This is a genomic window from Metasolibacillus meyeri, assembly GCF_003049505.1.
GTDB classification, from domain to species: domain Bacteria; phylum Bacillota; class Bacilli; order Bacillales_A; family Planococcaceae; genus Metasolibacillus; species Metasolibacillus meyeri.
Genome location: NZ_PYWN01000017.1, coordinates 1 through 21,066 on the forward strand (window position 1 = coordinate 1; position 21,066 = coordinate 21,066).

The following is a 21,066-nucleotide window of genomic DNA, read 5'->3' on the forward strand; positions in this document are numbered from 1 at the left end:
ATATATGATTGTCGTTCTAAATAGGATAAAATAATAATAATTTACTAATTAAGGAGTGGGAAAAATGAAAAAGTTAAGCGATTTAGATTTAACATTAAGCATGGACAAGAAAATGTATAAAAAGAAGTTAAAAGTACTGCAATATGAAATGCTCAATGCACAACAATTTTTATTTAATAATAAAATTGGCTTAATTTTTGTATTTGAAGGAATGGATGCTGCCGGTAAAGGTGGCGCAATTAAGCGATTAACCGAGCGAATCGATCCGCGCGGCTTAGTTGTACATCCCATTTCTGCTCCACAGCCACATGAGCTTCGCTATAATTATTTGCATCGCTTCTGGCGTAAATTACCACAGCATGGACAGATTGCAATATTTGACCGTTCTTGGTATGGACGAGTCTTGGTTGAGCGCTTAGAAGGCTTTGCAACGAAAGAAGAGTGGGATCGAGCATATGGAGAAATAAACAGTTTTGAAAAATTATTAACTGATGGCGATTATATCGTAATTAAGTTTTGGTTACATATCGATGAAGAAGAGCAACTAAGACGTTTTAATGATCGAGCTGCGGACCCTTACAAAGCTTGGAAGTTAACAGACGAGGATTGGCGCAACCGAGATAAATTCAAAGATTATATGGTAGCGGCTAATGATATCTTTGCTAAAACAGATAGCGAGAATGCTCCGTGGATTTTAATACCTGGAAATGATAAATTATATGCACGTGTGCAAGTATTAAAAGAAGCGCTTGCTCATATAGAAAAGGAAGCGGAAAGAAGAGGCCTGCATTTAACGAATCAATTTGTTGTACAGCCAGATGAAGAAGAAACAGAAGTGATTGAGCAAGTCAATGAAGAAGTAGCTAAACCGAAAAACGTAGTGAAAAGCAAAAGGAAGAAGCGTAAATAAAGTGAATCTTCAATCAGTAGGGGCTTCATCCTCCTCTGATTGGTGATAAAGGAGCACAAGCTAAGTGCTTCACATCCTGTGAAAACACTTATTTGACCAATATCATGTTGGCCGAAAGTAGGGTTTTTACAGGCTGTTGATCTCCCACTTAAACATTTTCGTTTCATCTTATATTTTGAAGTGGAAGCCATGTATCCTGCTGCTGACGCTATGTTTTTGGCACGTAAAAGATTGTTAATACGGGATAAATTTTTTGAGGAGAAGGCGCTTGAGTTGAGCGCTGTATAAAAAATGCTGAGAGATTTTTTTAGCTTATTTCAAAAGAAAGGTGATAAGGTGATTACTATTGCGTGTGATCGATGTGATTTACGAACTTTAGTAGAAGCAGATGCACCTAATTTGGCAGTGTTGCTATCTGAAAATAAATATTTTTGGTCAACATATGAGCCACTACATCATCCTAATTTTTATACAGTAGAAACACAACGTAAAAAAATTGTGGAAAGTTTATACTTGTTAGAAGAAAAGCGAGAGTTTTCGTTCGGGATATTTGTCAAAGGGACAAATCGCTTAATTGGGCATATTTCTTTATACGCGGTTAAAAGACTCCCATATTCAAGTGCATTTATTGGCTATTCAATGGATCAGCATTTTGTAGGAAAAGGCATTGCGACAGAGGCAGCAAAGATTGTAGCGAAATTTGCCTTTGAGCAAGTGGGGGTGCATCGTATTGAGGCATATGTAGCACCGACTAATACCCCTTCTATACGTGTATTAGAAAAGGTAGGCTTCCAGAAGGAAGGGCTCTTACGCAAGCTATTATTTATTAATGGTCAATGGGTAGATCATTATATGTTTGCACTGTTGATGGAGGATTTCTAAAGAGAGATTAAGCTAGCGAAATATCATTATCAACAAAGTGAACCTTCAATCAGTGGGAGTTTTCTTCATCTCCTACTGATTGTTAATAAAGGGATACAAGCTAAGCACTTCACGTCCTGTGAAAACGCTTGTGTGACCAATATCCTGTTGGCCTCAATCGGGTTTTTACAGACTGTTGATCCCCCACTTAAATATTTTGGCTTTACCCTATATTTTGAAGTAGGGGTCTTACAGTCTGTTAATACGGGATAACTTAAAATACGAACTATTATGAGGTTTTCATAGAAAATACCATAATAGTTCGTATTTTAGTTTGGCTGAAATTTTTTTGTCTCAGCCTTTATAAAAACTCGCTACCATCTTGAATTAAATCAAGACGTCCTGTGTTTGGATCAATGACAAGACCATGAACAGGTATTCCTTTTGGCATAAGTGGGTGTTGACGGACAAGCTCCACACTTTTTAAAACACTTGTCGTTACATCGCCAAAGCCACGCAGCCATTCGCGTAAATCAACACCTGAGTAGCTAATAATATCGAGTGTTTCTTGAGCAACACCGCGTTCTCTCATGCTATCAAGTACGTGGTCAGGGTCAACTGCACTCATACCACAATCATAGTGACCAATAACATACACTTCATCTGCTTGTAATGCATAAACCCCTACTAGCAAGCTACGCATAATGCCGCCGAACGGATGATTGACAATAGCTCCAGCACTTTTTACGATTTTGACATCCCCATTGCGAAAATTCATCGCTTTTGGCAATAACTCAACTAATCGCGTATCCATACAAGTAAGGATCACGATTCTTTTATCAGGATATTTAGTCGTAATATAAGGCTCATATTGTTTATGTGCTACGAAAAATTCATTGAAATTTAAAATTTCTTTTAATGAAGTCATATAATTGCCCCTTTCCTTTACAACTAAATTGTAAAGCAAAATAGAAAGAATGCCAAATAGTAAAATCACCAGCTTTTCCTTAAAAAATGACAATATTCGTATAGAAAAAGACTGTATCATAAGCCCATACTTATGAACACAGTCTTAAACTTACTTTATTATTTTTTAGCATCGATACGAGTAGAATCAGATGACTGTAAACCTACACGTAAGTAATGAATAAAGAACCATACAGAAAGTATAAGGACTACTGTAAACCCTAATACTGTTGTGTAGAAATAAGATGTCATTGGATGATGATGATCAAAAATAAACATTACTTCTATCTCCCTTCATACAATCATTATTTACTATTATACATGAAAAATTACTAGCAAAGTAGAGCTAATTCATATTATTCAAATTTAATAGTTGAACTTATGTCAACATTTTGAAGGAAATGTCCACTAAAATGCCCAATTCCCGTTGCGGAATACAGGCTCTTTTTGACCTTCAGCTGTAATGCCATCAATATTCATTTCACCAGAGCCGACCATAAAATCAACATGCGTAATGCTTTGATTTAAGCCATTTGCTAATAAATCTTCTGATGACATCGTTTTGCCGCCTTCTAGACAGAATGCATAGGCACTACCGATTGCAAAGTGATTCGATGCATTTTCATCAAATAATGTATTAAAGAATAAGAGACCAGATGCTGAAATTGGTGATTCGTGTGGAACAAGGGCAACCTCACCTAAATAATGTGCTCCCTCATCTGTTTCAACTAATTGTTTTAAAATTTCTTCGCCTTGCTCAGCTTCCACCTTCACAATGCGACCCTCTTCAAAAGTTAGCTTGAAGTTGTCAATAATATTACCGCCATAGCTTAACGGCTTTGTACTAGAAACATAGCCATTTACCCCTTTTTGATGCGGTACTGTAAATACTTCTTCAGTCGGCATATTTGCCATAAATTCATGACCACGCTCATTGACACTACCTGCACCACACCATAAATGACCTTTCGGCAATTCAATTGTTAAATCCGTACCAGGAGCTATATAGTGTAGCTTTGCATATTTTTTGTCATTTAAGTAATCAACCTTTGCATGTAATGCATCATCATGATTTTTCCATGCTTCAACAGGATTTGCTAAATCAGCACGAGTTGCTTTGAAAATAGCATTCCATAATGCATTTACTTGCTCGTCTGCTGATAATTCAGGGAATACTTTAGCTGCCCAATCTTGAGAGGCCGCAGCAACAACTGTCCAGCTAATCTTATCTGACTGTACATACTGGCGATATTTATTTAACGCTGTACCAGCTGCTTTTTGAGTTGCTGCAATTCGCTTCGTGTCAATACCTTTTAATAAATCTGGGCTTTGAGAAACAATTGACATAAATGCAGCGCCTTGTTCAGCTAACCATTCGCGCTCATGCTTTTTCCATTCAGGGAAAAATTCAAATGAATCTTCCGGTGCTAATTCATAGCGCAGACGTGCAATTTCATCATCCGTAAAATCGACAAATACTTGACGAGCGCCATTTTCATAAGCGACTTTTGTAATTAGACGAACAAATGGTGCTACTTCTGTAGAAGCTTGAATAAAAAGGAATTGGTCTTTTTGGATATTTACTCCTATTTTTACAGCGAGTTCAGCGTATTTTAATAAATTTTTTTCAAAAACTGTGCTCATTTTCTCATGTCCTCCATCATTTTTATAATAAAAAGCAATCGTATTGCTACCATCTAATCAAATATACCGAAATTCATAGAAAAATGCATTAATACATCGAAAAAAAATGTAAATAAGCTTATACTAAATGATAGAATATAATTATAAAATAAAAACAGTATAGGTTATTGGAGGTATACATAATGGATCTTTCCTCGTTAATAGGTATAGTTCTAGCATTTGTTTCATTAATTGTAGGTATGATACTTAAAGGGGTAGGCTTAAGCTCACTAGCGAACCCAGCGGCCATTTTAATTATTATTTTTGGTACTATTTCCGCAGTAGTAATCGCCTTTCCGATGAAGGAATTAAAACGAGTGCCAAAACTATTTAAAGTACTATTTACAGAAACGAAATTAACTAGCGACATAGAAATTATTAAAATGTTTTCTCAATGGGCTGATTTAGCACGTCGTGAAGGATTGTTAGCGCTTGAGAGTAAAGCAGCAGAAATTGAAGACCCATTTTTGAAAAATGGCTTAACGCTTGCAATTGATGGTCAAAATGCAGACTATATTCGCGATGTATTATCCGAAGAAGTTGAAGCGATGGAAGATCGTCATACAAGTGGAGCTTTAATTTTTACACAAGCAGGTACATATGCACCGACGTTAGGGGTATTAGGGGCCGTAATTGGTTTAATTGCTGCGTTAAAAGATTTAAGCGATGTTGAGGCATTAGGATATGCCATTTCTGCAGCGTTCGTTGCGACATTATTAGGGATTTTCACAGGTTACGTATTGTGGCATCCATTTGCTAATAAGCTGAAGCGAAAATCTTCTGTCGAGGCAAAGCAAAAGCGTATGATGGTTGAAGGGATTTTATCCGTTCTTGAAGGGGAAGCGCCACGTGTCATTGAACAAAAGCTAGCTTCTTACTTATCTTTAGAAGAACGTAAGCAAATCATGGAAAGCGGGGCGGGTGGCCTTGGCAAAGAAGCATAAAAAACATAAAAAGCACGAAGAGCATATTGATGAGTCTTGGTTAGTTCCATATGCTGACATATTGACATTATTATTGGCGCTGTTTATTGTACTATTTGCTTCTAGCTCAGTAGACCAAGAAAAGCTAGAAAGGGTATCTGAAGTATTTAGCGAAATATTTGATGGCGGTATCAGTGTAATGGACAACCCATCTGTAGTACCAGATCCAAATGCGATAAGTGATGAAGTGACGGATCAAGTAATGAAGTATGTAAGGGATCAAGAAGAGCTACAGGATACGTTAAGAAGAATAGAGGAGTTTATCGCTGTCAATGAGCTAGAAGAGCAGTTTGAAGTGATAAAGGTAGAAGATGGCGGTGTGCAAATTATCATTCGTGATAGCATACTTTTTGACCCAGGAAGAGCAGACATCAAGCCCGAGTATGAAGCCATCGCAGGGGAACTATCAACTATTTTATATTCGGATATACCACGTAGAATTATCATTAGAGGGCATACGGATAATGTACCAATGAATAATGCACAGTTTCACTCAAACTGGGATTTATCTGGGATGCGAGCAACTAGATTTTTAGATAGTATTCTTGAGAGTAACCCAGATTTAGACCCAAGTTATTTTAGTGCAATTGGCAAGAGTGAGTATGATCCAATTGCTGATAATGCAACACCAGAGGGTCGTGCAAAAAACCGTCGTGTTGAAGTATTAATTCAGCCATTAGTGGCAGAAGACGGCAGCGATATTGATGAATAATTGAAGATAGTAAGGCTGTAGGTAAAGCTTGTTTATGCAAGGTTTTTCCTACAGCCTTTTTTGCGTTTTTAATAAAGAAATTTTGCCAACGTCAAAATTTCTTTGACTTCCTCTAAACAAAAGTTTATAATTTAAACAAAAGTTCTTGGAGGGGATTGCAATGAATGACAAGGAGCAGCTTGTCCTACAATCGATTCGAGGAAATCCTTATTTATCACAGCAAGAAATGGCGGAGAAATTAAATATGTCACGCCCCGCTCTTGCCAATATTATTTCTGGTTTGATAAAAAAAGGAGAAATCGTCGGTCGGGCATATGTCTTACCAACAAAGCAAACTATACTTGCGATAGGTGGGGCAAATGTTGACAGGAAACTTTATATTACAAATAAAGTTCAGTTAGCAACATCGAACCCTGTAACAGCCAATGAAAGTGTCGGCGGTGTTGCCCGCAATATTGCAGAAAATCTAGGGCGCCTAGGTAATCAAGTAAAATTGCTAACGACACTTGGGCAAGATGCAGATGCACAAATGATTGAACAAGCGAGTCGCGCTTTTATTGAGCTAGATGTAATAGAAAAGCTGGTGGAGGAGCAAACAGGTTCCTATACAGCCATATTAGATCAACATGGCGATCTTGTTATCGCATTAGCGAATATGGCCATTTATGATGCACTCACGCCAAGTCTTCTCGAAAAGCATATCGCAACATTAATAAACGCTTCAGCAATTGTGATTGATTTAAACTGCCCGAAGGAAACGGTTACGTATGTGCAGCAGCTTGCGAAGGAGCGAGATATTCCATTAGCTATTATCCCTGTTTCATCACCTAAAATGAATCGAATGCCTGATGATTTACAAGGTGTCACTTATTTTATTTGTAATCGAGATGAAGCGGAAACATACTTGCATATGACATTTACAGATGACGCTGGTTATGAAGAAGCAGTAAAAGCATTGCTACAAAAAGGGGCAAAGCATGTTGTTCTCACTTTAGGTGAACAAGGTGTGCTAGTTGGAGATGAGGCAGGCTTACAGCATTATGCCGCATATGAAATAGAAGATGTGAAAGATGTAACAGGCGCGGGAGATGCCTTTGTTAGCGCTACTTTACATGGTGTGATGCAAGGAGACACTCTACATGAAGCGGTGCAATTTGCACTTTATCACGCCGCGAAAACATTGCAAGCAAATACGACGGTACGTCAAGTGACACAAAACGAATATAATAATTGGAGGAATTCACAATGAAACAATATTTATCTTATTCACAAGAGGTTTTAGAGGCAATGGAAAAAGGTTTACCAATCGTTGCATTAGAATCAACAATTATCTCTCACGGTATGCCTTATCCACAAAATGTACAAACAGCGCGTGAAGTAGAGCAAATTATTCGCGACAATGGTGCAGTACCAGCAACGATTGCTTTAATTGATGGACAAATTAAAATCGGTTTATCTGATGATGAGTTAGAAATGTTTGGTAACGCACAAGGTGTAGCAAAAGCTTCTCGCCGTGATTTAGGCTATTTACTTGCGACAAAAAAATTAGGTGCGACAACAGTAGCAGCAACGATGATTTGTGCAGAGCTTGCAGACATCGAACTATTTGTAACAGGTGGTATCGGTGGTGTACATCGTGGTGCTGAAACAACAATGGATATTTCAGCAGACTTAGAAGAGCTTGCAATGACAAATGTAGCCGTTGTTTGCGCAGGAGCAAAATCAATTTTAGATATTGGCTTAACATTAGAATACTTAGAAACAAAAGGTGTACCTGTGATTGGTTATGAAACAGATGTCTTACCAGCATTCTTTACGAGAGAAAGTGAATTTGCTGTAAACTTCCGTGGTAACTCAGCAGAGGAAGTAGCGGCAATGATGCGTGCGAAGTGGAATTTAGGTTTACGTGGTGGAGCAATCATTGCGAATCCGATTCCTGTAGAGCATTCAATGGAAGCAAGTTTCATTAACGGCATTATTGCAGGTGCATTAGAAGAAGCAACTCAAAAAGGCATCGCTGGTAAGGATGTAACACCATTCTTACTAGGCAAAGTAAAAGAGCTAACAGAAGGCAAATCATTAGATGCAAATATTGCATTAGTTAAACATAACGCGAAAATTGGTGCAGGAATTGCTGTAGCTTTAACGGCAAATAAATAATAGAAAATGTCCCCTAGCTGTCCTTGCAATGTGAAAGGATACTAGGGGCATTTTGTTTATTCATCCTCAAAAACTAAGCTGTATCCTTGTCCACGTGTCATAGCAATTTTAGTGTTGTGGTTAGGGACGGCTTCTAACTTTTTCCGCAAATTGCTAATGTGCACTCTTAAAGACTGTGTTTGTCCCATGCTATCCTCACCCCAAATAAGCTGGTAAAGTTCAGAGGCGGGGAATAGTTGACCAGCATGTTGTGCTAAAAAGTATAAAATTTGAAATTCCTTTGTTGCTAATGTCAGCATCGTATCATTGATTGATACTTTTCCAGAGTGAAGATGGAAGTGCAATGAATGGATCGTTTTATGCTCAGTAGATGTTTTAGTACTTGGCGAAAGCTTTTTCCGCTGTCTGATGCGATCAATCGTTTTGAATAATCGATTTTTATCTAAGGGCTTTAAAATATAGTCCGTCGCCTGTACATTAAATGCTTCTAGCGCATAATGCTCATAGGCTGTGACAAAAACGATATCAAAGGTCTGTTCCGTTTGCTCAAGTACAGTAGCAAGCTCAATACCATTCATTTCTGCCATATCGATATCTAAAAATAAAATATCAGGCTTTACAATCGGGATATGTTCTAATGCTTCTAAAGGGTTTAAAAATTTCCCCACAATCTGAACGAGTTCACTTTCCTGTAAAAGTGCTTCTAATAAAGTAATGGCTAAAATTTCATCATCCACAATGAATACTGTTAACATTCAGCTCACTCCTTTCGATTAAAATAAAACGGGAACACAATTTCAAGAGTAGTTCCTTTATTCATCTCGCTATTAATTGTAATTGAGGCATGCTCATACTTCTTCAAACGCTTTGTAATATTGCGCAAACCGACACTTTGACTATGTCCTACCTCATCTCCTAAAAGATGCTCACACTGTTCTTTCTCCATGCCAATCCCATTATCACTTATAATAAAATGAACAGCTTGCTGTTTTTTTTCAATCTGAATTAATAGCTTGCCATCCTCTTTTTTTGTTTTTAAGCCGTGAAGTAAGGCATTTTCTACTAAAGGTTGAAGCAATAGTGGTGGAATCACACAGTTTGTGGCTGCAGGATCTACTTGTATATCAAAATCTAGCTGCGATGGGAACCTTGTTTGATGAATATTTACATACGCTTGTATAAGATCCAGCTCTTTATTAAGTGGTACAAGGCTATTCGTATTTTCAAATGAAAAGCTGTTGCGTAAAAAAGTAGCGAAATTTGTAATCATGGCACGCGCTTGCTCTAAATCGATATAGCTTAGCGACAAAATCGAATTGAGCACATTATAAATAAAATGTGGTTTAATTTGCGCTTGTAAAAATGCTGTTTCCATTGTAACTGCAGTTTCAGCTGATTCCTTTAATAAAACGAGATTGCGCACACGTGTCTTCAGCTCAATGATATCGAGTGGTTTATGCAAGAAGTCATTGGCTCCCGATTGAAAGGCCGCTATCATATCCTCTGGACGAATCGCCGCTGTTAACATTAAAATAGGCAACTCAACGGATGTGTAGCTTTGGCGAACCTGCTGGCAAATCTCATAACCTGAAATATTCGGCATCATAATATCTAAAATTAGTAAATCAATATCGGGATGCTGCCCCAGTTGTTCAAAAACTTGCTGCCCATTATCAATGGCAATCACAGAATAGTTTTCCTGCTCCAAAATATCAATTAACACTTTCAAATTAACTGCATCATCATCCACAATTAACACTTTTTTCATCCCTTTTCTTTCGATGATATAAGGGAATGTTAAAAAAGGTTGTTGATATGTTGGTATTGGTAGAGGAGAAGACTCTTCGTTAATGTGTTGCGCCTTTAATAATTTGACAGAGAAGGTTGTTCCTTGTCCAACGACAGACGTAACATGGATTTGTCCTCCTTGTCGTTCGACAAGCTCCTTTGTAATATGTAGACCTAAGCCTGTCCCACCTATCGAATGCTCAGATTGCTGAAAAGCACCAAAAATATTTTTTAGCTCCTCTTGTGCGATACCATGACCAGTATCTTGAATATTAATGACTAAAAATTCTTTTTCTTCATAACAAGTAATCTCAATTTTTCCTTCATTCGTATATGTCACGGCATTATGAATTAAGTTATATAAAATTTGACGAAGCCTGTCTTCATCAGCTTGGACAAAAGTACCACGTGCAATACGATTATGGATTTTAACGTTTTTAGTAATCGTATAAGACAGCACCTCAACGGTCATATGTGTCACCGAAAATAAATCAACGGATGTCATACGCAATGTTAATTCATTTTCCTTGAGCTTTGAAAAATCAAGTATATCGTTCACTAAATAGGAGAGGCGTTTCGCAATATTAAAAATCAGCGCCATTTTTTCTTCCTGCTCTGGCGTATTTTGTGTATTAAGCATCGATTGTGAAATCCCCATGATGCCATGCAAAGGCGTTCGGAATTCATGCGATGTTTTTGCTAAAAACTCATCCTTTAATTGATCGACGCGAAGCAGTGCCTCTGTCAGCTTCCCTTTTTCTAAATAAGAGTCCGCAAAACGATGCGAAATATATAAAGAAAGCATTGTCAAACAAATAAATGGAAGTAGTGGTGGTAAAGCATTTAACTCTAAGCTAATATGCGTGTTTAAAGTAGCGACAATAAAATAAAGCAAAATCGTTAATGAGCTTAAGGCTAAATACAATATCCCCGTTGCACGATGGTAAATGGCGATAAGTTCTGCATAGAAAATATAAATAAGGTTAGTAAAAATATATAATGAATTGATATTTTGAAATTTCGAGTTAATAGGTGCTGGCAATAGCATGACTAGCAGGAGCAAAATACCAAAAGCACATAGCACTCTTACTACCTGCAGGTTCATGTATTTGTGTAAGACGGTGTAAAAATACAATAATAGAAAAAGGCCAATCAAAACGCTCGACATCATCTGTATTTTTTGAAACGGCACATAATCCATATTAATCAAGGCTAATAGAAACTTCTCTCCATGTGTTAGTGTGTACAATGCACAGGAAAAACAAAATAAGGAAAAATAAAGCTGCTCAATTCCTAATCTTGAATAAAGATATGAGCCTAGAAAGTAAATGAATACGGTTAAGAAGGCAGCCGTTGTAATTAAGTCATAGAAAAGTGCCCCTTCACGAAGCTTTGCAATACTATGCTGATTTCCAAGAAAAATTGAGCGAATAATCCCACCACCAGGTGCATAATCAAAATTTGTCACATGTACAATCAAATCTAACTCCTGTTGATTTGATGGAAAATAAGCTGCATAGGGTGTATTATGTGGGGCATAGCTAGAATCCTCAGCAGGCTCACCGCTATTTCCTACACGCTTCCCATTGATATATATCGCATTCGACATGCGAATCATACTCGTTTTAATCCCTAAAATTTCCTCATCGTCATCGATTAAAATTTTTAATCGATATGTACCACTTGCAAGGGCGGGTAGTGGCTGTCCATCGACCGTATATTTCATCCAAAGAGAAGGGACATCAACAATATAGCTTTGATGGGAATCGAATGTCGAACTATCGACTAATTTATTTGGAATAAATACCCATTCCCCGTCCAATTGAATTGGCGTATGATCTTGAAACTTATGATGTCGTAAATCCATTACACCATCAACTGCTTGGAAATCAGATGAACGAGGTTGTGTAAAGAAAAATGTAACGCCTGCGATTAACATCGAACCAATCAAAATAACGAACAATATCGATAGTTTTTTGATTTCCATCCCTCACTTTATATCGTTTTAGTTGGATTATACAAGATAACTATCTTTATTAATAGATAGAGTTTGAACATTAAGAAATCTTAACGCCATGATGCGACATAATTCTTTTATACTAGATAAAACAATATGTAAAGAAGAGGAGATTTATAGATGATAAAAAAGTGGGGTAGTATTTTCGTCATTATGGTACTTATTTGGTCACAGTTGGGGTTGGTATCTGCAAAGGCTGCGGATGGATTCACAACAAGCTTGAATGTAGATGATACATTAACGATTACTGGTTGGAATGGAGTAGCTCCAACAGGAGAACTGGAAATTCCTCATACACTGTTTCATAGTGGTGTTGAAAAAACGGTAACGATAATAGGGCAACAAGCATTTTTTCTAAAAGAATTGAAAAGTGTAAAGATTCCTTCTACTATTAAAAAGATAGGGCAACATGCTTTTGCTCACAATAGTGAATTAACAGAGATTATTTTTGAGCCATCATCTGAGCTTGAAGAAATAGGAGTAGCTGCTTTTCAAAGCAATGCACTAACAACTGTTACAATTCCTGCTTCGGTTACAAAGATAGATACTGGTGCTTTTGAACAAAATAAACTAATATCTGTAAATTTTAAGCCAGCATCTAACTTAATTGAAATAGGAGATAATGCTTTTGTGAATTATTCGGGGGGAGATAGGAATCAATTAACAACTATTACAATTCCTTCGAGCGTTCAAAAGATAGGGGACTACGCCTTTTCTAATAATAAACTAAAGACAGTAATATTTGAACAAGGGAGTCAACTTGAAAGTATAGGAACAACTGCATTTGGATCTAATGAATTAGAAAGTATTTCATTTCCAGCTAGTATAAAAGTGATAAAAAATAATGCATTTCAATCAAATATATTGAAGAAAATTGAATTTGCAGCACCAGCAAATCCACCTATAACAGTTGGTGCTAGTGCTTTTAAATTCCAAAATGGTATTATAGAAACGCTTTGGTATCAAAATGGAAATGAATTAACGCCTTGGGATCAACTAACTGTAACAACAGCCTTAACAGCTTACTCTGAACCACAAACACTACCATCTGCGCCAACAAATGTAACCGCAGTAGCAGGGAATGGAGAGGCAACAGTGAGCTTCATTTCAACTGAGGATAGTGCAAGTGTAGTTACAGGTGATAGTGCAAACGTGATTACAGGCTATAAAGTAAAGGTTTATGTAAATGGACAGGAACAATCAGCCTTTCAGGTGGCAGGTGTGCAAAGTCCAATTATAGTGGCAGGTTTAACAAACGGTACAACCTATACTTTTAAAGTAGTAGCGACGAGCGGTCTAGTAGATAGTTTGGACTCAGAGGTATCAAATGCAGTTACACCAACAGCTCCAGCATCAAAGCCGTCTGCACCCACAATTCACAGTGTGTCAGCAATATTTGGAGCTGCGATAGTAAACTTCTATCCACCATTAAGTAACGGAGGAAGTGCAATTACAGGTTATAAGGTGAAAGTCTATGAAGCTGGCATAGAAAAGCCAGCATTAGAAACAACCACAACGAATATTACACCAACTATAGCAAACACGTTGACGATGCTAGTACCAAATTTAACAAACGGTCAACCTTATACCTTTAAAGTGGTAGCAACAAATGACGCAGGCGATAGCGAGGAATCAGCAGAATCGAATCCTCCTGTTATTCCGATAGCACCAATCTTTCCACCAATTACACCGACAATACCAACGGCGCCAACAAATGTGACAGCGGTGGCAGGGAATGGACAAGCAAGTGTAAGCTTTGTTGTACCTATCCACATAGGATCTCCGATTCTAGGTTATAAAGTGAAGGTTTATGAGACGGGAGTAGAGAAGCCAGCCTTGCAAGCAACGGGTTCAATGAGTCCAATCACAGTGACAGGTTTAACAAATGGTACAGAATATACTTTTAAAGTAGTGGCATGGAACAGTACAGGCAATAGTGCGGACTCCATAGAATCTAATCCTGTTATACCAAATGCAGACGCTTTGACAGATGACCAAGCTGTGACACAAGCTGAGCTTGCCCTAGAGGTTGGATATACAACAGGAGATAGCGCGGCACATGTTACAAAAAATCTGCACTTACCAACAAGCGGATTATTTGAGACGACAATCAGTTGGTCAACTAATCATCCACTTATTATCAAGTCAAACGGTGAGGTGATACGACCATCTGGCGGCGATAGCATAGTTACTTTAATAGCGACGATTACAAAAGGTAACACGATTAAAACGAAAACATTTATGATAACAGTAAAAGGTATAAGTACAAATATAGCGCCACCGTCTACTGGTGAAGGAACATCAAATAATGACAACGTGACGAGTAATAACGATAATACGAATGCAACAACTGAACAATTAGTGGTGGATGTTCAGGATGGAGATGGTCATGAGGTAGCAAAAACCATCGTGAATCGTACAACGAATACAGATGGTACAGTACAAGATCGTGTCACATTAACTGTACAAAGCACAACAGAGGCATTGGCAAAACTGCAAGAACAAAATTCAGATACAATGCGTATCATTTTGCCAACGGACAATCGTGCCCAGCAAACAGATATTGTCATACCATCAACAGTATTAACGATGTTAAAAGAAGGGCAAGTTCAATTAGAAATTGCGGCGGCTGACGCAAAAATTGCCATTCCACAAAGCTCATTACAGTCCTTTGAAGAAGAATTGTATTTCCGTGTTGTACCAGTGAAAGCACAAGAAACGCAACAACAGCTAGAGGAACGCGCAAAAACAGAGCAAGCGGTACAGCAGCTAACAAGTACAACGGTGACACTACTAGGACAACCAATGACAATTGAAACAAATATGCAAAAACGTCCTGTGACATTAACATTGCCATTACCAGCAGACATCACACAGGAACAATTAGATAGTTTAGTAATTTATATCGAGCATAGCGATGGCACGAAAGAAGTCGTACGTGGTCAAATTGTAGACTTTAAGGAAAGTACAAAAGGCATTCAATTTGAAGTGACGAAATTTTCAACATTCTCGATTTTATATGTGCCACAAGATAAAGTAGTAGAACAGCCAAATATAGAGCAACCAGTGCCTACTTCTGTACCATATATCCAAGGTTATACAGATGGCACATTCCGCCCGAATACACCAGTAACAAGAGCACAAATGGCAAGCATGTTGGCACGTTATTTAACAAACGATGACATTCCAACAGTACAAGCTAGCTTCCAAGATACAACAAAGCATGGTGCAAAAGATGCAATTGAATATGTAAAAGCACAAGGGTTATTCCAAGGAACAACAGCCACAACGTTCAATCCAAACGGTATGATCACGCGTGCACAAATGGCAGCAGTAGTGGTACGTTGGCTAGAGGAGCAAGGTGAAGAGTTAACGGTTGATACAACCTTAGTCTTCACAGATGTTAACCCAACACACTGGGCAGCAGAAGCGATTGCGAAAGTCAATGCACTTGGCATGATGACAGGTACAAGCAATACAACTTTCAATCCAGAAGGAGCATTAACGAGGGCACAAGCAGTTAAAGTGTTAAACCAATTGTTTGAGCGCGAGGTACAAGCGGGTACACAAACACCATTATTCATAGATGTGACACCAGCATATTGGGCGTTTGATGAGATTCAAGCGGCAGCACAATAAAGTGAAACTTCAATCAGTGGAGGTTTTTCTCATCCTCACTGATTGTTGATAAAGGAACACAAGCTAAGAACTTCACATTCTGTGAAAACGCTTGTATACCAACATCATGTTGGCCGAAAGTAGGGCTTTTACGGACAGTTATCGCTCACCTCTCCATTTTGTTTTACTCAAGTCTTGAGGTGGGCGGATAGAAGGGATAGTATTAGTATCTCAACTACACTTGGCTTCAATGTATAAGCATGTTATACTAGTCGTATACTAAAAAAGAGACTAGATGCGCGAACATCTAGTCAATGGCAACATACATGCCGCATAATAGCGGCTGACCGATTTTATTTCATAAAGAAATAGTCACCTAACATTGGTCGTGGGAGGTGGCTATTTCTTTTTGTTTAGATAAACGATAATTGTCACAATAAAAGTTAATAACGCTAGTAACATTAAAGTAAATTGCGCCATCAAACTAAATGCTTCATATACCGTCACCTTGCCTCACCCCCTTTCTACAAGGGAGTTCAGCCGTCACCTACTTATGTATGCTACTACCACTAGTTTAACATATAGAGGACTACTAAATACACACGATTATTCCCAAGTTGCTATAGGACATTTGAAGAAATTCAAGCAATATCATAACAATTAATAAATGACTGAATGTTAAGAAATTTTAACGCTGCTCAATGTCGATTTTTGTAGAATTTATATTGAAGGCTTTTTATAATGGATATATAGTACTACGGAATAAGTTGAATTCAAAATAGTTTAATTGTACTTTGATACAAAAGTAATTTCAAAGGGAGGTATGGTAGTTATGGCATGGACTTTTTATATAGGAATTACAAATGATAAGAAACCAGGTTTAGAGGTGATGGAATCACAACTGTATTGGGGGTACTGGGATACAGATAGTAAAGAAGACAAAGGTTTACAATCTATTAAAGTTGGAGAGGCAATACGAGCATTTAATGTGAAATCGGCTTTTGGACCAAATGGCTATAAATTTTCATGTTTATGGAAGGATGCTAATCAAACGAGTAAAATTCTATATGGAGGTGTCAGTCTTTATACGAATATGTCATACAATGCCTCCATGGAATCTTCACAATTCCTAACGAACGAGAGCGATGTAAATGAAAAATGGTCTACGAGTGAAGGCTCTATTTACATTAGTAGCAATGGTACTTTTTATTATTCAACTTGTTAAGACTAGAACAGGAATTACAATTGGGGATAGTTCTGTTATGGCTGGTATTATTAGAGGATTATGTGTACATCGTTAATATAGCGGTATAGTTTATTATGAAGTATGACAAATCTTCAAGGTTACCTGCATGTAAATAGAAAAGATTTTATGAGTAGCCGTTGTGAGGATAAAAGATAAAAAAACTCTCTGAAAAGGGTTTGTACAAGCATAGCTGTGTGCAAACCCTTTTGTTCTGTCTATCTCGCAATTACTTACGCAAAGACCCTAATTCTGCAACAATCGCATTCATTTCGCTAGGGCTGAAGGAATCGCGTTTCATAACCATTTCGTATAAATAGCATAAATCCTCGTAGTGTTTTTCATCAAAATGCTCTGATTTCATTGCATCGACGTTAACCATGCGTAGCTTTTCTTTAATTTGCTCTACCATATAAATCACATTTTCCTGAGAGGGTATTGTTAAATCCATTGTTAGCCTACCTTTCAAAATAAACGAATTAATTCGACCTATTATAACATATAGAATGTACAACAGCGAGTGTAGGGAAGCTTTCAAAAATAGAGAAATTTCGTTACAATAATAGTAAGTAACGTTTTACTTTGAAGTGACTTGGGAATAATACATGAAAGAGTGGAGGAAAAGTAATGAAAAGCAAATTAGTACCAGCAATTATTTTAGGCGCATTAGCAGGAGCTGCACTTAGTATGCTAGATAAACAAACGCGCCAGCATACAATGGAAACATCTAAAAAGGTGAAGGACACTTTTGCTTATTATTCACAAAATCGTGATGAATTACAGGAGTTAATTGAAACGAAAATGGAGCAGGCACAATCATTATATGCCAATGTGACCAATAATATTGGCTCTATTATGGAGCATGTGGATGATGCCAAAACATTACCGAGCACAGTAAAAAGCTTAGTAACGGAAACAAAAGATGCCTTTTCAAAGAGTAATTCATAAAACAGCAAAGAAGGAGGGATTGCTTGGTGAAAGAGCTTAAAAAGAATGCATCAAGCATGCTAGCCTTCTGGAAATCCTTTGTTGCACCTGCAGAGGCTGATATTGATGTCACAACAACAAAAGGCTTTTTTCAAGATATATTTGTACGTGTGAAGCGTGCGGATATATCAGGTATGGGTGCACAGCTAGCCTATTTTTTTCTGCTATCCTTTTTTCCATTACTTATATTTTTAGTAACATTGCTGCCGTATTTAAACTTACAGCGCCATCAAGTGTTTGAGTTTATGGCAGATATTATGCCAGAGGAAGTATATGTATTGACTGAAAATATTGTAGGCGAGATTTTAACGACTTCAAATAGCGGACTATTATCACTTGGTATTATCGGGACGATTTGGTCTGCTTCACGGGGGATTGACGCATTAATTAAAGGCTTGAATCGCGCGTATGATGTAGAGGGAAGGTCGGGTGTAGTAAATCGCTTATGGGCGCTTCTTTTTACATTAGCTTTTATTGCTCTTATATTAATCGCATTAGTCTTTCCTGTTTTCGGTAAGCAAATTGGTAGCTTCGTATTTTCTTATATTGGCATAGAAAGTTCATTTGAATCAATGTGGACATTGCTACGATGGCTTATGCCAAACGTGATTATTTTTGCCGTCTTAACATTAATGTATTGGGTTATACCAAATACGGAACCAAGATTAACATTGATTAGCATTATTCCAGGTGCCATTTTAGCAACGGCAGGTTGGCTCGCATTATCGTACGGCTTCTCATTTTATGTAGGGAATTTCAGCAATTTTGGTGCGACATATGGTAGTATTGCTGGGGTTATTGTGCTCATGTTATGGCTTTATTTAACAGGCATGATTTTAATTTTAGGCGGTCTATTAAATGCCGCTTTGCAAAATCGTCATCTTGCTAAAAAAGCAAAGCAGGATCAAAAAATATTCCTAGTTTAATCAAAAAGGCTGTCAGGATTTTCTGACAGCCTTTTAATCTATACATTTTTCAACATTCTTAGGCCATTTAAAATGACTAAAATTGTACTTCCTTCATGACCGAGAACCCCGAGAGGTAGGTCGATTACTTGGAAAAAGTTCGAGGCAATTAACAAAACGATAACGCTTAATGAAAATATAATGTTTTGCTTGACGATACGCTGCATTTTGCGCGATAGCTTAACAGCATAGGCAATTTTTGATAAATCATTTTTCATTAATACAACATCAGCTGTTTCAAGGGCAACATCTGTACCACCGCCCATTGCAATACCTACTGTTGCGGTAGCAAGTGCTGGTGCGTCATTAATCCCGTCACCAACCATGCCGACTGCTTTATATTTTGTGAGATAATCTTTAATATAATTTACTTTTACCTCTGGCAAACACTCCGCAATATAAGCATTAACACCAGATTGGGCAGCGATCGCTTTCGCCGTTTTTTCATTATCTCCTGTTAGCATCATTACGTCGATACCTAGCTCCTGTAGTAAGGCCACTGCTTTTTTTGCCTCCTCACGAACAGTATCCTGCATTGCAACAAGTGCTACAATTCCTTCGTGATCCTTTAAGAAGATAACCGTTTTTCCTTGTGAAGCAAGTTTTTCGGCCGCGTGATTAGCAAAGCTTTGTGACTCGCTATAGCCGACAAATTCGGGTTTACCGACTAAGTATTGTTTATTATTAATCATTGCTTTTATACCAAAGCCAGGTACATCTTCAATAGTAGCCTCTATTTTTTCTACTTGTTGCTCATTAGCAAAGGCAGTAATTGCGTGTGCGAGTGGATGATTGGCGTGTGCTTCAATAGCAGCCAAAATGGTTAATGTATGCATGCGCTTTTCCTCATCACGTACGATGAAATCTGTCACAATAGGTGTGCCTTGCGTTAATGTTCCTGTTTTATCAACTGCCAAAGCGCGCAATGCACTCAAATGCTCTAAATGTAAACCACCTTTGAATAAAATTCCATTTCTTGCTCCATTCGAAATAGCAGCTAGTGTTGCAGGCATAATGGCAGCAACTAAGGCACACGGTGAGGCAACAACGAGTAGCACCATTGCGCGGTAAAACGTTGTCGTCCAATCCCAGCCTAATAAAAAGTGGGGGAGAAACATCATGAATGCGACTGCTGTTAATACGCCTTTTACATAGACACCTTCAAAGCGCTCGATAAATTGCTGAGAAGGAGATTTTTCACTTTGTGCAGATTGAACAAGTGTAATAATTTTTTGAAATAAAGTTTCTGAACTTGTTTTAGCTACTTTAATTGTTAAGACACCATTTAAATTCATTGTTCCAGCAAAAACGGCACTCTCCATATTTTTCGTTACTGGCATAGACTCTCCAGTAATCGCTGCCTCATCAACAGCAGATACGCCTTTAAAAACAGTTCCATCCGCTGGAATGCGTTCACCTGGCTTTACTAAAATATAATCGCCAACTTTTAAAGAGGCAACGGGAACATGAATTGGTTCAAGGCCATCACGTATTAGCCATGCTTCCTCAGGCTGTAATGCCATAAGTGAGGATATTTCTTTATGACTTTTATTCATTGCATATGTTTCTAAAGCACCACTTACCGCAAAAATAAAAATTAAGATAGCACCTTCTGTCCAATAACCAATAATCGCAGAACCGATAGCAGCTAAAATCATTAAAATTTCCACATTCAATGCTTTATTTTCGATTGTATCCTCAATACCTTCCTTTGCTTTTGCATAACCACCAATAGCAAAGGCACTTAAGTAAGCGATAATGGCAGCCGTTAATTGACCGTTCTGATCCATGCGCCAAGCAAGAATGATAATTAAACCAGCAACAAGTGCAGCAATCAATTCCTTATGTTCATATATTTTCTCATTTAAAGATGTGTTTTCTCGATTAATCATATTCATATGAGCCCTCCTTGATAATGAATTTCACTTTCATCTAACAAATAATTAGCTATTTGATAATGTTTTTCATTTAGGTTAGTTTTATTTCTAAATTAGAATTATTATAATTAAAGTATAAGGGGAGCTAACCAAGAATGCAATAAAAAAAACTTGCGAAGAGAAATTTTTTCGTAAGTTTAAGGGATATGTATTATTTTTTATTATGATTATATTATTGCTAATTGTATTACATTGTTCTCAGTCCTTTGTTTTTATTTATGTTATTTTAATTGATT

At 37.5% G+C, this 21,066-nt stretch carries 18 protein-coding genes; 10 read left to right on the top strand and 8 right to left on the bottom strand.

Going from position 1 to position 21,066, the window contains the following annotated elements; all coding sequences use genetic code 11:
* The first annotated feature begins 64 nt into the window (after positions 1-64).
* Positions 65-910 carry a polyphosphate kinase 2 family protein gene (locus C9J34_RS02215; protein ID WP_107838224.1) on the top strand — a complete coding sequence of 282 codons (846 nt, stop codon included), beginning with the start codon at positions 65-67 and terminating at the stop codon, positions 908-910.
* 336 nt (positions 911-1,246) lie between these two features.
* Positions 1,247-1,792 (top strand): GNAT family N-acetyltransferase, encoded by a 546-nt coding sequence (locus C9J34_RS02220; protein ID WP_411830060.1) that lies wholly within the window; start codon positions 1,247-1,249, stop codon positions 1,790-1,792.
* A gap of 340 nt (positions 1,793-2,132) precedes the next feature.
* Here the strand turns inward: C9J34_RS02220 and C9J34_RS02225 are convergent, their stop codons facing one another.
* From C9J34_RS02225 to C9J34_RS02230, 3 genes are all read right to left on the bottom strand, one after another.
* Positions 2,133-2,699 carry a beta-class carbonic anhydrase gene (locus tag C9J34_RS02225; protein ID WP_107838226.1) on the bottom strand — a complete coding sequence of 189 codons (567 nt, stop codon included), beginning with the start codon at positions 2,697-2,699 and terminating at the stop codon, positions 2,133-2,135.
* Between the two features lie 158 nt (positions 2,700-2,857).
* Positions 2,858-3,016 (bottom strand): hypothetical protein, encoded by a 159-nt coding sequence (locus C9J34_RS21780; RefSeq protein WP_193768861.1) that lies wholly within the window; start codon positions 3,014-3,016, stop codon positions 2,858-2,860.
* A 129-nt stretch (positions 3,017-3,145) separates the two neighbouring features.
* Complete coding sequence (locus tag C9J34_RS02230) at positions 3,146-4,381, bottom strand: aminopeptidase (protein ID WP_107838227.1); 1,236 nt, start codon at positions 4,379-4,381, stop codon at positions 3,146-3,148.
* A gap of 182 nt (positions 4,382-4,563) precedes the next feature.
* Between C9J34_RS02230 and motA the strand changes: the two genes are divergently transcribed.
* From motA to C9J34_RS02250, 4 genes are all read left to right on the top strand, one after another.
* Positions 4,564-5,364, top strand: a complete 801-nt coding sequence (gene motA / locus C9J34_RS02235; protein WP_107838228.1) for a flagellar motor stator protein MotA — start codon at positions 4,564-4,566, stop codon at positions 5,362-5,364.
* Entirely contained in the window at positions 5,348-6,115 is a 768-nt protein-coding gene (locus C9J34_RS02240) for a flagellar motor protein MotB (RefSeq protein WP_107838229.1), read from the top strand. Before motA ends, C9J34_RS02240 begins: the two co-directional genes overlap by 17 nt.
* 160 nt (positions 6,116-6,275) lie before the next feature.
* Complete coding sequence (locus tag C9J34_RS02245; protein WP_107838230.1) at positions 6,276-7,364, top strand: carbohydrate kinase; 1,089 nt, start codon at positions 6,276-6,278, stop codon at positions 7,362-7,364.
* Positions 7,361-8,275 (top strand): pseudouridine-5'-phosphate glycosidase, encoded by a 915-nt coding sequence (locus C9J34_RS02250; RefSeq protein WP_107838231.1) that lies wholly within the window; start codon positions 7,361-7,363, stop codon positions 8,273-8,275. The genes C9J34_RS02245 and C9J34_RS02250 overlap by 4 nt, the downstream gene beginning before the upstream one ends.
* A gap of 56 nt (positions 8,276-8,331) precedes the next feature.
* Here the strand turns inward: C9J34_RS02250 and C9J34_RS02255 are convergent, their stop codons facing one another.
* Positions 8,332-9,030, bottom strand: a complete 699-nt coding sequence (locus tag C9J34_RS02255) for a response regulator transcription factor (protein WP_107838232.1) — start codon at positions 9,028-9,030, stop codon at positions 8,332-8,334.
* A gap of 5 nt (positions 9,031-9,035) precedes the next feature.
* On the bottom strand, positions 9,036-12,050 hold the full coding sequence (locus C9J34_RS02260) for a hybrid sensor histidine kinase/response regulator (protein ID WP_238600538.1): 3,015 nt from the start codon (positions 12,048-12,050) through the stop codon (positions 9,036-9,038).
* A gap of 150 nt (positions 12,051-12,200) precedes the next feature.
* Between C9J34_RS02260 and C9J34_RS02265 the strand changes: the two genes are divergently transcribed.
* Positions 12,201-15,719, top strand: a complete 3,519-nt coding sequence (locus C9J34_RS02265) for a leucine-rich repeat protein (protein WP_107838233.1) — start codon at positions 12,201-12,203, stop codon at positions 15,717-15,719.
* A gap of 378 nt (positions 15,720-16,097) precedes the next feature.
* Here C9J34_RS02265 and C9J34_RS22800 read toward each other — a convergent pair whose 3' ends face one another.
* Positions 16,098-16,205 (bottom strand): putative holin-like toxin, encoded by a 108-nt coding sequence (locus C9J34_RS22800; protein WP_420799110.1) that lies wholly within the window; start codon positions 16,203-16,205, stop codon positions 16,098-16,100.
* Between the two features lie 325 nt (positions 16,206-16,530).
* Here C9J34_RS22800 and C9J34_RS02270 point away from each other — a divergent pair, with 325 nt between their 5' ends.
* Positions 16,531-16,923, top strand: coding sequence for a hypothetical protein (locus tag C9J34_RS02270; protein ID WP_107838234.1), 393 nt, complete (start codon positions 16,531-16,533; stop codon positions 16,921-16,923).
* 247 nt (positions 16,924-17,170) lie between these two features.
* On the opposite strand, the gene C9J34_RS02275 is transcribed toward C9J34_RS02270, so the two are convergent.
* On the bottom strand, positions 17,171-17,392 hold the full coding sequence (locus C9J34_RS02275; protein WP_107838235.1) for a DUF1128 domain-containing protein: 222 nt from the start codon (positions 17,390-17,392) through the stop codon (positions 17,171-17,173).
* Between the two features lie 176 nt (positions 17,393-17,568).
* On the opposite strand from C9J34_RS02275, the gene C9J34_RS02280 reads away from it, so the two are divergent.
* Both C9J34_RS02280 and C9J34_RS02285 read left to right on the top strand, forming a co-directional pair.
* On the top strand, positions 17,569-17,889 hold the full coding sequence (locus C9J34_RS02280) for a YtxH domain-containing protein (RefSeq protein WP_107838236.1): 321 nt from the start codon (positions 17,569-17,571) through the stop codon (positions 17,887-17,889).
* Positions 17,890-17,915: 26 nt separating this feature from the next.
* Positions 17,916-18,854, top strand: coding sequence for a YihY/virulence factor BrkB family protein (locus tag C9J34_RS02285; protein WP_338016180.1), 939 nt, complete (start codon positions 17,916-17,918; stop codon positions 18,852-18,854).
* Positions 18,855-18,892: 38 nt separating this feature from the next.
* Here C9J34_RS02285 and C9J34_RS02290 read toward each other — a convergent pair whose 3' ends face one another.
* Positions 18,893-20,791, bottom strand: a complete 1,899-nt coding sequence (locus C9J34_RS02290; RefSeq protein WP_107838237.1) for a heavy metal translocating P-type ATPase — start codon at positions 20,789-20,791, stop codon at positions 18,893-18,895.
* Between the last annotated feature and the right edge of the window lie 275 nt (positions 20,792-21,066).